Source organism: Sphingopyxis selenitireducens (assembly GCF_051550705.1).
Classification (GTDB): Bacteria; Pseudomonadota; Alphaproteobacteria; order Sphingomonadales; family Sphingomonadaceae; genus Sphingopyxis.
Genome location: NZ_JBPULG010000006.1, coordinates 121,919 through 134,044 on the forward strand (window position 1 = coordinate 121,919; position 12,126 = coordinate 134,044).

The following is a 12,126-nucleotide window of genomic DNA, read 5'->3' on the forward strand; positions in this document are numbered from 1 at the left end:
GGGTTCAGGCGGCCTGGGCCGCTGCAGGAACATCCTGCCACGTCTCGGCAATGCGCTTCTCCAGCTCGTCCACGAAGATGTCGTGGTCGGCGGTGATCTCCTCGATGCGGCTGAGCAGATAGTTGTAGCCGAACAGCGCCGGGATCGCGACGGCGAGGCCGGCGACGGTGGCGAGCAGTGCGGCGGCAATACCGGGCGCAATAGCGTTGATGTTGACCTCGCCTGCCGCGGCGACGCTGGCAAAGGTGATCATGACGCCGAGCACCGTGCCGAGCAGGCCGATGAACGGGCCGCCCGAGATGGCAATGGTCAGCAGCACCAGTCGCGCGTTGAGCTTCTGGCCTTCACGCACGCGGCCAGCATCGAGCGCCGAGCGGATCGCCGCGATCGACTGCGCGCGGATCGCGAACCGGCTGCCGGTGTCTTTGCCCTCGCGCAGGCGCTCAGTCAGTTCGCGCCGGCCAATGGCATAGAGCCGGCCAAGCGTGGAGTCGGCCGCTGCGACACCCGGATCGAAGGCGGGGAGCCCGTCATGGTCGCCCGCGCGCCGCGCCTGCGCGTTATAGACGTCGAGGAAAGCCTCATTGGCGTTCCTGACCTTGCCGATCAGCAGGCCCTTGCTGATCATGATTGCGATTGCGACGAGCAGCATGAAGGCGCAGATCAGGATCACCACCCAGGCGTCGAACGTCAGCGCAGCAAACAGCACGCCGAAGTGGCCGCTGCCGCCGGTCTCGACCTGCTGCGCGGTATCCGTCGTTACCAGCTTTGCGGTCTGGCCTTCGCTGCCCGCCGCAAGCTGGAATGCGGCCTGCGGCAGCGCGGCGCCCGCAACGCGGAACTCGTCGATCTCCCCCGCAAAGCCAGCGCCAAGCTGGGCGGCACCCGTGGCCGCAGCCAGTGCGCCTGTCACCTCGCCGGCGGGCTGGCCATTGATATAGAGAATGCTCTTTGCGCCGTCATTGACCAGCGCCACATTGGCCCAGGCGCCTGCGGCAAGCGCGCCGCCGGCCGAGCGGTTGCCGCCCTGGTCGATGAACAGCTGACCATCTTCGCTGATGAGGCTGACGCTGCCCGGCAGGCTGAACACCGTACCGTCATCGCCGGGCTTCACCCAGAAGCTCACTGACAGCGGACCCGCTGCAAAGGCGGACGCAGGCAGCGTGACCGGGCTCATGCCGTCAAGCACAAGGCTCGATCCGATCAGGCCACCCGCGTTGCGACCCGCCGCTCCAGTGGCATTATTGCCGTTCGACGTGGCATCTTTCGCGGCGCCTTCGTCGTTGAAGTGATAGACCAGCCGGTAATCGGCGCCGAAGGTGCCCGCAACATCCTGCTGGGCCGTAGCATTCTTGTTGCCATAATAGGCGTAGACCGCCGAGGCTTGGCCGGGCTGGAGGCCCTGTACATCGACCCAGATCAGCGCCTGTTCTTCCTGCGGGCTCCACTTTTCGATGTGGAACTTGAGCGGCGTGCGATCATCCCCGGCGACAAAGCGCAGGTCCGAGCCGTCGGGCTTCACGTCCTTGAAGCTGAAGTTGCCGCTATGGAGCCGAATCAGGACGGGCGCGCGCGCCACCTCGCCGGTGACACCTGCTGCCTGGGTGTTGAGGTTGATCTTGGTGCGATAGCTATAGTCCGCCTCCCACCAGGCATGGGCGGGCGAAGCGAACGCGACGGTCGCGGCAGCGGCCAGAAGCGTTCCGGCCACGCCTTTCTTGAAACGTGTAAAGACTGACATGGTTAGAATTCCCCCTGAATGCGGAAGCGAACGAAGATGTCGCCTGACTCGGATGTCGAGCCCGACTTGAGCGGCACACCGGCGTCGATCGCGCCGGTCAGGTAATTGAAAAACTTGATGCGCCCGCCGAGACCGGCGCTCGACAGCCAGGTGTCACGCGTCGCGGCCTGGCTCGGCAGCGGCTGATGGATACCGACATAGCCGCTGTCGACGAACGCATGCAGACGCAGCTCGGTAACGAGGCTCGATCCCAGAAGCTTCGCCAGGTCGGGCGAACGCAGTTCGGTCTGATAGGCAAAACCATAATCGCCGATCGCCTCGGACTCATAATAGCCCCGCACGCTCGACATGCCGCCGAGACTGAAGCCCTCGTTGCTGATCAGCGGATCGGGCGACCATTGCCCGGTCAGCCGCGCGTTGAGCTGGAGATCGGGGCCGAAGGTGCGGGTCGTATCGGCGTCGAGCTTCAAGGCAATGAAGCTCTGCCGCGCCATGTAACGCTTGGCATCGAACCGCCGCCAGTCATCGCCAAGACCGCGGATGCCGAAGGCGCCGGAGAAGGTCAGGCTGCTGGTGGCATTGTCGTCCATCCAGTCGCCGCGCCAGGACGCGATCAGCGGCGCATATTTGATCGGCGCCGAAGCTCTGTCGGACCCCAGCAACACGTCTTCGCTGAAGTCCTTATAGTCCATCCCCAGTGTCAGACTATGATAGAAGCCCTCGCTGGCCCCCAACGATTGGATCAGGCGAAACCCGCCCATCTTGCCACGCCCGATCACGCTCGTGCCGCCCACAACCGCAATGTCGCTGTCACTATAGACCCCGTAGACCAACATCTGCGAGCCTTGGCCAAGCCGCATCAGATAGTTGCCGGAGAAGACCGTGCCGTCGTCGGGACGGTGCGGCGCGGTCTGGGCAGAGAGAGACAGGCTGTCGCCGCGCCCCCACATATTGTCGTAGCGCAGGGTGGCGGAAGCGCGCAGGTCCGTCGTCGCGCCCGAGGAGAAGTTGTTGAGTTCGGCCGAGGCGTGAAAGGGCGAACTTTCCTCGACCTTCAGCACGACATCGAGCGTGCCGGGCGCTTCGCCCGCACGCAGCTCCGGGGTCACCCGCCGTGAGGGGTTGCTGTTGAGCGCCACCACGTCGCGCTGGAAGGCCGGCATGTTCGGGGTGGTGCCGACCGCGACCGACGGTGCCATAGCGCGGATCGCATCGGCATTCTTCGTGTCACCCTCGACGAGGAGCTGACCTACCGCCTGCGGCTGGACCTGCAATTGCAGAACACCGCCGTCCACCGATTGCTCGGGGATATAGACCGAGACCGCCACATAGCCCCGGTCTTCATAAAGCTTCTGCAAAGCCGCCCGCGCGCCCTCGACATCTGCCTCCGACCGGCCCGGCCCCATGAAAGGCAGAATCGCTCGCTCCACATCATCCGCGCCAAGCAGCGTGTTGCCCTTCACCTGAAACGCCAAAATGTCGAAAGATGCGGCGGCAGGCTGCGCCGCTGCATCCTGCGCTTGCACGGTGACCGGCGCGATGCACAGCATCGCCGCGACCACCGCAGCGCTTGGCCGCAAGCGCCAATGATTTTTGTCGAACCTCAAAACCTTCACCTCCTGCCGGCAAGGCCGCCACGGCACTGGGCCCGACGGCGATCGGTCGCTCAATCGCAAGAGGACGCTGGAGCAGGTCATTGCTGCAATCCGGCGTCACTCGTCGAGGCGCTCATGGGACGGCGCGCAGGATTCGTTCAAGTCAATTCAGATCATCTGGCCCATAGATATGCGCTTTGGCCGGGTTTCTACAACTATGATTGCATTTGGATTACAAAATCTATCGAATATACATTGAATTGATTCCAATCAGCGAAAATCATATCGGCACAGAAAATTGGAAATATTTCATATTTTTGGATTTTTTATTTGAAAAACAGAAAATGCGTCACAACCAATAAGGTTGAAACGTTCCATAATTATTACGATGAATGTGGAGTTTGCTTCCGCGTCAGATCACTCTCTTTGCCGAACCGCCCGTGCACGGGTCTGGCTAGCGGATTCAGAATAGCGACGCAGGAACGCCCTCGAGAAACTGGGGGTGTCGGCAAAGCCTGCCGCAATCGCGAGTTCGGCGACCGAGCGGCTCTCCATGCCGCTTTCGAGGCGCTCATGCGCCCAACTGAGTCGCATCGAGCGGATATATTCCTTCACCGTCATGCCCAGGCACGCCCGGAAGCCCTTGCGAAGTGTGCCGCCTGTCACCCCGACAGCCGCGGCGAGCTGCTCAAGGTCGAAAGCTGTCTGAGGCTTGTCGCGCACCAACCGAATCGCATCGCTGACCGCACGCACCGGCTGCATGAGCTCGCTCGCGCTACCGCAAAGATGCTCGGCAAGACCTTGATAGAAGGACGCGGCGACCGCCGTCGTTGCAGCGCCCGATTGTGGCTGAGACGTCCCGATAAGGTCGACGATCAGTTCTGTCACCCGCACCAGTCTGCATGTGTCCGCGAGCGGGGCAAGGCTGGTCGCAGCCGGGGCAAGACGCCGGCCGTCGCCGGTGATCGAACTGACCGAGGCATTGAGGCGCTCGGGGTAAAAATAGACCGCAAGCATGTTCGCACAATCCTGCCAGGATACGAAGACCTGGCTCGGTCCAGTACCGACCCAAGGCGTGCCGACGGGGCATATGACGTGCTCTTCGCCGTGCGAGACGAGGACCGCGCCATCGAGAGGCACCAGAAACAGCACCCTTCCGCGTGGAACATGAAGTTCGCTCGACAGACAGCGCGGTGCATGGCGCAGATCGACGATCAGATCGTCGACATGGACATGATAACGCGAGAGCAGGCCGCCGGCACTCGTCTCTACAATCTGGGCGGTGCCTTTAGCCAGACGGCGCGGATCGGCACGGCGCAAGGAAAGCGGCGTTGCCGAGCGCTCACCTGCGTCCGATCGCCTGCTGTCTTCCACTCGTGCCAATGCGCTTCTGTCCATCTCGATCCTCCACATCTTGAAGGACAGAATTCTCGTGAGAATGGCGCAGGACTATTTTCACGCCCTCGCATATTTTTTCTCATTTTCGCGGTGAGACGGCGGAAAAACGTCACTTGGCGTGTGACGCGAATATTTCACGGAACTGACGCATTAGAGCGCGAATCCTCATGACCTTCGCCAATCTATCTCCTTTTTCCGACAGGGCTTTCGGCTTGCTCAGTTCGCTGGCGATCCATGCCGCAGTTGGCGTCGCGTTGATTGCCTGGCCGGCTACCGGTCAACGCGGAGAACATGCTCCCAGAAAATCCGGCGAGGCCTTGATGGTCGTCGAACTGATCCCGCTCTCCGGCGAGGGGACCGATACTCGCAACAGCAAGGGTAACGCAGAGCCCATGCTGCACGAACCCGCCGGAAGTTCGCCCTCCATATCCGGCGATGTATCCCGGATGCCCACAGGGCACGCACCTTCCCCAACTGTGACACGCGGGGGCAGCGCCGCGACGACGGGCGAGCAGGATGACACAGCGGAGCAGGCGGCATCGGGCGGCGCGCAAGCGCTTTCTGGCGCTGACATGCAGCAGTTCCGCACGCTTCTGCTGCGCCACATCGAGCGCTTTCGCCGCTATCCCGACGACGCCAGGCAGGCCGGGTTTGAGGGCACCGTTAAGGTTCATTTCGAGATGGACCGGCAGGGCCAGGTCATAGACCTGTGGATCGAGATGAGTTCGGGCTCGCGCAGTCTTGACAACGAAGCGCTAGCCGCGGTCCTGCGCGCCAGGCCGTTGCCGTTGCTGCCCGCGACCTGGCCTTCGCCTATGGGGGTCACTCTACCGATAAGCTATGCGCTGAAATGACAGCCGCACCCGCCTGTATGCCCATTGGCGTGGCTGGGCGGCGCTTGCGCTATTCTGTGTTTGCAACGCCGCTGGCCGCACTTCTCCTTGCCACACCCGTCGTAGCCAATGATGACCCCGGCCCTTCGCAACCATCGACGCAGACTTACGAGATTCCGGGGCAGTCCCTGAACACGGCATTGGCCCGCTTTGCCGAAACCAGCGGGGTCGACGTTCTGGTCGACGAAGCCGACGTCAGGGGGCGCCGATCCCAAGCCGTAGTCGGCCAGTTCGATCCGCCGCAAGCCTTGCGCGCGATGCTTGACGGGACCGGCCTCGTCGGACGCTTCACCAGTCGCCGCTCAGCTGTCATTTCGCGCGCCGGGGGCACCGGCCGGGCAGAAAAGCCGATAACGTCAGCTTCCGGAAACGCGATTGTGCTCGACCCGATGGAAGTCACGGCGTCTCGTCTGATTGGGGCTCCGCGGCCCGTCTTCAGCGGGCGTTTCATCGCAGACATGGCCGGGCAGATCAGGCGGATAATGGCTGCGTCCGGTATCGTCGACAAAGGTCCCGACGCCCGAGTTCGTCTGCAAATGCGGATTCGTGGCGACGGCACGCTCCACCAAGTCCATATTGTCATGCCCAGCGCCGACCCCGCGCGCGATGCCCGGATCGTGGCGCAGCTTGAAGGCGTCAAGCTCGACCTCGCGCTCCCCGAAGGCCTGCCGCAACCGATCCGCTTCGATGTGGCGGGCCGGTGACAACATCGACCCGGCAGAATCTGCGGCGTACGCTGACTGAACGCTACCGCGAGATCCGCGCGCGCCTGTCGCGGCGGCTCGGGTCCGACGCCCTCGCGGAGGAAGCAATCCATGAAACCTGGCTGCGCCTCGACAAAGGTGGAGACCTCGGGCCCGTCGCCAATGAGGAAGCCTATCTGATCCGTGCAGCCATGAACATGGCAAGCAATCTGCGCATCGGCGAGGAACGGCATGCACGAACCGTCGGAATTGAAGATATCGACGACCAGGCCGACGAAACCCCTGATCCGCTTCGGGTCTCCGACGCCAAACTTTCGGTCGAGAAGGTCATGCGCGCGCTCGAAGACCTTCCGCTGCGACAGGCCGATATCTTCCTCGCCTGTTTCATGCACGGCGTTTCGACCGAGCAGGTGGCGACCAAGCACGGTATCAGTCCGCGCACCGTCCAGACCGACCTGCGCGCGGCCGTATTGCACTGCGCGAGACGGCTCGGCCGAAAAGATGTCTTCGCCGATCGCGGCTTCAAAGTGTCTAGGGACTAGGAGAAAGATTTTTGTGACGCGACCAGAACAGAAACCAGGCAGAGGAATTGCGGGTTCGTGAACTTGCGAAGTGGCCAGGAAGACAATGTGCCCCCGCTCAGGCTGGAGGCGATGGACTGGGCGTCGCGCTTTGCGATCGGCCCTGTGACCGACGATGATCGCGTGGCGTTCGAAGAGTGGCGCGAGTGCAGTCCCGCACATCGCGAGGCCTATCGTGTCGCCACCGCATTTCTCGACGAACTGCGTACTCTGGACCTCCCTCTCCAGATGCCGCGCCCCATCCTGGCGAACGATAATGCGGCGGACCTTCGGGCGGGCCAGCCGCGCGTCAGCCGTCGCGCGTTTCTGGGCAGCGGTGCTATGGCGGCCAGCGTTGCCGCAGGTGTGATTGCTGCGCAATCACCGCTGGGCCTGTGGCCGACGCTTTCTGAATTTTTGGCCGATGAACGCACGGGACCAGGCGAACGGCGGACGCTTTCGCCCATGGCAGGGATCGACATCGAAATGAACGCACGATCCAGCCTGTCCTTTCGTGACGACGAAGCCCGCCTGATCGCCGGCGAGATTTTCGTCAATGTCGAGAAATTGGGAACGCCCTACCAGGTCACGACGAACGGCCCGATCGTCACAGCCTCCGCTGCCCGGTTCAACGTCAACGCGCTCGACAGCGAATTGTGCGTCACCTGCCTCGAAGGCGAGATCAAGGCGACGAGGGACGAACGGGATTTCACTCTACGTGACGGACAGGCCGTGATTTGGCGAAACAACGGCAAGGTGCTGCGAAAGGAGGCGGACGAGACCGCCGTGCTGGCATGGCGCAGAGGCCTGCTGGTATTCAACGGAACGCCGCTAGAATCCGCCGTCTCCGAGATCAACCGCCATTTCCCCGGTCGCCTCGTCCTGCGTGGCGGCGGGCTTGAGGCGAGGCCCGTGACTGGCGTCTTCCATGTCGACCAGATCGAACTGGCGGTCGTCCAGATCCAGCAGTTGACAGGGGTCAGCGCAACCAGGCTTCCCGGGGGCGTCGTTCTTCTGGGCTAATTCAGCAACGCTCCGGATATGCTCCCATCGGGCATGTCGCACGCCATGCGATCATCCGGCGACCTCGCAGAAGCTCTGGGAAAGCGGCTGCTGGCCGATTGTGGCCTGGCAGCAATCGGCGAGACAATCCATCAAAGCGGACATGGCCCGGACATTATCAATTTTGTCCGAGACGACTGGCCCGTAGCAAAAACGTCATCAACGCGTGAAATAGGCCCGCCCCAGACGATGGTCGGCGCCGCGAACGAGGGATCGCGGCGTTTCTTTTTTGTGGGGGTTTGAATGTTTCAGAAATCGGTGTCGGTTTTCGCGTTGGCGATCGCCTGTTTGAGCTATGTGCCGCACGCGAACGCGCAGAATGTTGCGCCGGTCGACGGGGACGATGTGGACGTCGGCGAGATCGTCGTGATCGGCAGCGGCCAGACGCGTTCGGTCTCGACCCTGCTGCCGTCGAACCTCGACACCTTGCCGCCGGGCGCGAGCGCGCAAAAGGCGCTGAACTTCTTGCCGGGGGTGAGCGCACAGTCGATCGACGCGCTCGGGATCAACGAAAAATCGCTCTCGCTGCAGGTTCGCGGTTTCAACACCACCCACCTCGGCTACACGCTCGACGGCGTGCCGCTCGGCGATGGCGCCTATAATAATTACAACGGCCTCAGCATCAGTCGTGCGCTGATTTCCGAAAATCTCGGTCGTGCCGAACTCGCGACGGGGATCGCCGGTCTCGCCATTCCCTCGACGAGCAATCTTGGCGGCGCGGTGACCTATTTCTCCAGCGACCCGCGCAAAGATATGGGCATCACCTTCAACGGAAGCGTCGGCAGCGAGCGCGCAAAGCGCGGCTATCTGCGCTTCGACACCGGCGAACATAGCGGTTTCTCGGCCTATGTCTCGGGTCAGATCCATGAATATGATCTGTTCGTCGATCAGGCGGCCTATAACAAATCGACCGGCCGTCAGTTCAACGGCAAATTGATGTACGAATTCGACGGTGGCAAGATTACCGCCTTTGCCGATATCTCGCGCACCAATCAGGCGAGCGACGCCTATATTTCGAAGGACATGCTGAACCGTCTGGGCTGGGATCAGGGCGGATATGCGCCGAACTGGCAGGCCTATCTCGACCGCGCCTATTGCGCCGTCACCGGCCCCACTGCGCCGACAAAGTGCAGGGACTCCGTCTCGCCCGAAAAGCGCTCGGACGTGACCTTCACCAACGGCCAGATCCTGCGTAACGACAATCTCTATTATCTAACGGGCGAGTTCGACATCACCCAAGGCCTCGGCCTGCGCGTTCAGGGCTATCATCACAAGAACAAGGGCGCCGGCAACAACTGGATCATGGGTTGGTCGAAACAGGGTACGGCGGACACGTCGGACGACGTGCCGGTCCAGATCCGCGACACGCGCTACACCATCGACCGCAGCGGCGTGTTGGCGAGCCTGAGCTGGGAAGCGGGATTTAACCACCTGCAGGCCGGCATGTGGTTCGAGGACAACACCAGCAGCGCGGCGCGTTATATCTGGACCAACGTCAAGGGGCCCTTCAGCCTCGCGCAATATCTGAAGGGTCAGCCCGATACCGCACAATGGGTGCAGGAAACGCACTGGAAAACATGGCAATTCTATGTGCAGGACACGATGAAACTGCTCGATGACGCGCTGACGATCGATTTCGGTTTCAAGAGCACCTATTCGAAATCGGACGCCCGCGCGATCCCCGGCATCGCCAAGACTGCGCCGCCGGCCTCCAGCCAGTTCGCCAGCGGCACGCTGGTCGCCAAGGATAATTTCCTGCCCGAAATCGGCGTCCACTGGGACGTCGCGCCCGGACATGAACTTTATGCAAGCTATGCCGAGAATATGGCGATGTTCCAGGGCGGCTTCAAACTGGGGCCGCAGTCGGTATCGCAGGCCGTCTGGGATCTGCAGGGCAAATATCTGAAGCCCGAGACGTCGAAGAGCTTCGAAGGCGGATATCGCTATGTCAGCGGGCCGCTGCAGGTGTCGCTGGCGGCATATAATACGAACTTCAACGAGCGCCTTCTGCAATATAATCCCTGCCCGACCAACCAGCAGCAGAACCCGGGTTGCGGCAACAGCTTCCACAATGCCGGCGGCATCACCAGCCGCGGCGTCGAGCTCGGCGTGCTGTGGAAGCCGGCGCCGTGGGTGAACTGGTATAATTCGGCGTCGTACAACAAATCGACCTATGACGAGAATCTCGACTGGTGCACGGGTGCGACCTGCGTAGTGAAACCGACGAAGGGCAAGCAGCAGGTGGATACGCCGAAGGAAATGCTCGCCAGCGTACTCACGCTGACCGAGGGCGGCTTTTCGGCGTCGCTGATGGGAAAATATACCGGCCGTCGTTACTACACCTATACCAACGACCAGAGCTTCAAGGGCTATGCCACCTTCGACCTCGGCCTCGTTTACAAGTTCGGCGACATGGGCCCGGTCAAGGGCGCAAAGTTGGCGCTCAACGTCACCAACCTGACGAACAAGCGCTATGCGGCAAACTTCGACAGCAGCGTGTTCGCACCCGACGATGCCCCGGGCAATCTGGTCGTGTTCCACGCCTCTGCGCCGCGTCAGGTCTTCGGATCGCTCAGCTTTGGCTTCTAAACCAACCCGCGCTGCGGCGCTCATCCTGATGTGCCTCTTCCCCGGTCTCGCGGCCGGGGAAGAGCCGATCACGCGGCCGAACATCGAACGATCGGCCGAAGCACGCAGCGTGTCGTTGCAGGGGCGTACCTATGTCAACGAGGGGCTGGTCGGCACGGGCATCGTTCCGGCGCAAACGGTCGATTTCCTTGGCGATACTCTGGGGTCTTTTTCCTCGCTGAAGATCTCGCCCGGAAGCTGGAAGCGCGTCGGCGCGGGGTATCAGGCTATCCTGTGGACGTTGCCCGACCGCGGCCGCAACGATCCCGATGCCAAGCTCTTCTTCGATTACCCGGCGCGGCTGCATCGCTTTCGCATCCAATTCACGCCCGCCGATGGCAAAGTCGCCATCGCGCCCGACGGCGGGCTAAAGCTCAGCGATTTTCGCGGTCGCCCCTTCACCGGCGCGGATCCGGGCAACGGCACGCTGACACAGCGCGGCATCGTCCTGCCTGCACCTGCCAGCGGCGTCGGCCGCGGCAAGATTTCGCTGGATGCGGAGTCGCTGCAATTCACGCGAGACGGACATTTCTACATCGGCGACGAATATACGGCGAACGTCTATTATTTCGATGATCGCGGCCGCCTGCGCGGGATCATTCAACCTCCGCCGGCCATCACGCCCCGCCGCGACGGGCGCCCGTATTTCGGTTCGCTGAAATCGCCCGATACGGGTCGGCGAAATAATCAGGGCGCCGAAGGCATGTCGCTGTCGCCCGATGGCCGCACGCTGTTTGTCATGATGCAAAGCGCGCTGATGCAGGACAGCGCCACAGGCAACGCCGCGGGTCGCATCAACACACGCGTGCTCGCCTATGACGTCAGCCGCAATCCGACCCCGACAATGCCCAAGGCGCATTACGTCGTCCAGCTACCCGCCTATGACGCCGACGGAAAAGGCGGCGCGCCCGATCGCACTGCGGCGCAGAGCGAAATTGTTGCGCTCGACGACCACCGGTTTCTGATGTTGGCGCGCGATGGCGCGGGCCAAGGCGCTGATAACAAGCATCCCATCGTCTATAAAAGTGTCGTGCTGGTCGACCTGACGAACGCGACCAATCTGTCCGGAACCGAATATGAGACCGGCACCGCGTCGCTGTTGCAAGACCCGGCCGGAATCGCGCTGCGGTCATCGATCCGCCCGGCCGAACGCGCCGAACTGATCAATATGCTCAACCCCGCGCAGTTGGCCCGGTGGCGCCTCAGCGTCGACGCGTTGTCCGAGAAATGGGAAGCGATGGATCTGGTTTCCACTCTGGAACCCGATCGTCCCGCCGACTATTTTCTGATCGTCGGCAACGACAATGATTTCACCGCGCGCGTCTGCGTCATGTCGGGCCAGCCATGCAACGCCGATATCGACAACGACAACCGGCTGCTGGTCTATCGACTCCGGTTCCCATGACGCGTGAGTGAGAAATCGGCGGCCGCGATGCCATGCCTTGCCCTGCCGTCGCCGGGGCATTTGGCCGATAGGAGACCAACGGCTTTCGCGCAGCATGTGCGTGAAGTCGATATTTAGCGACATGGTCAGTTGATGCATCG

The 12,126-nt window shown here is 62.2% G+C and carries 9 protein-coding genes; 6 read left to right on the plus strand and 3 right to left on the minus strand.

The genetic code is table 11. The annotated features are described in order from the left end of the window. Nucleotides 1-4 precede the first annotated feature (4 nt). The 3 genes from ACSYDV_RS19210 to ACSYDV_RS19220 form a co-directional block, all read right to left on the minus strand. The gene (locus ACSYDV_RS19210) at nucleotides 5-1,741 is read right to left on the minus strand and encodes a DUF2341 domain-containing protein (protein WP_438325533.1); all 1,737 of its coding nucleotides are present in this window, start codon (nucleotides 1,739-1,741) and stop codon (nucleotides 5-7) included. A gap of 2 nt (nucleotides 1,742-1,743) precedes the next feature. Then, entirely contained in the window at nucleotides 1,744-3,348 is a 1,605-nt protein-coding gene (locus tag ACSYDV_RS19215; protein WP_438325535.1) for a ShlB/FhaC/HecB family hemolysin secretion/activation protein, read from the minus strand. Nucleotides 3,349-3,753: 405 nt separating this feature from the next. Next, nucleotides 3,754-4,734, minus strand: coding sequence for an AraC family transcriptional regulator (locus ACSYDV_RS19220; protein ID WP_438325536.1), 981 nt, complete (start codon nucleotides 4,732-4,734; stop codon nucleotides 3,754-3,756). Nucleotides 4,735-4,901: 167 nt separating this feature from the next. Between ACSYDV_RS19220 and ACSYDV_RS19225 the strand changes: the two genes are divergently transcribed. The 6 genes from ACSYDV_RS19225 (at nucleotide 4,902) to ACSYDV_RS19250 (ending at nucleotide 11,986) form a co-directional block, all read left to right on the plus strand. Beyond that, nucleotides 4,902-5,588 carry an energy transducer TonB family protein gene (locus tag ACSYDV_RS19225; RefSeq protein WP_438325538.1) on the plus strand — a complete coding sequence of 229 codons (687 nt, stop codon included), beginning with the start codon at nucleotides 4,902-4,904 and terminating at the stop codon, nucleotides 5,586-5,588. Between the two features lie 44 nt (nucleotides 5,589-5,632). Further along, nucleotides 5,633-6,331 carry an STN domain-containing protein gene (locus ACSYDV_RS19230; RefSeq protein WP_438325540.1) on the plus strand — a complete coding sequence of 233 codons (699 nt, stop codon included), beginning with the start codon at nucleotides 5,633-5,635 and terminating at the stop codon, nucleotides 6,329-6,331. After that, nucleotides 6,328-6,873 carry an RNA polymerase sigma factor gene (locus ACSYDV_RS19235; protein WP_438325542.1) on the plus strand — a complete coding sequence of 182 codons (546 nt, stop codon included), beginning with the start codon at nucleotides 6,328-6,330 and terminating at the stop codon, nucleotides 6,871-6,873. The genes ACSYDV_RS19230 and ACSYDV_RS19235 overlap by 4 nt, the downstream gene beginning before the upstream one ends. 111 nt (nucleotides 6,874-6,984) lie before the next feature. Next, nucleotides 6,985-7,914 carry a FecR family protein gene (locus ACSYDV_RS19240; RefSeq protein ID WP_438325543.1) on the plus strand — a complete coding sequence of 310 codons (930 nt, stop codon included), beginning with the start codon at nucleotides 6,985-6,987 and terminating at the stop codon, nucleotides 7,912-7,914. Nucleotides 7,915-8,196: 282 nt separating this feature from the next. Next, on the plus strand, nucleotides 8,197-10,542 hold the full coding sequence (locus ACSYDV_RS19245; RefSeq protein ID WP_438325544.1) for a TonB-dependent receptor: 2,346 nt from the start codon (nucleotides 8,197-8,199) through the stop codon (nucleotides 10,540-10,542). Beyond that, the gene (locus tag ACSYDV_RS19250; RefSeq protein WP_438325545.1) at nucleotides 10,532-11,986 is read left to right on the plus strand and encodes an esterase-like activity of phytase family protein; all 1,455 of its coding nucleotides are present in this window, start codon (nucleotides 10,532-10,534) and stop codon (nucleotides 11,984-11,986) included. The genes ACSYDV_RS19245 and ACSYDV_RS19250 overlap by 11 nt, the downstream gene beginning before the upstream one ends. Nucleotides 11,987-12,126: the final 140 nt, after the last annotated feature.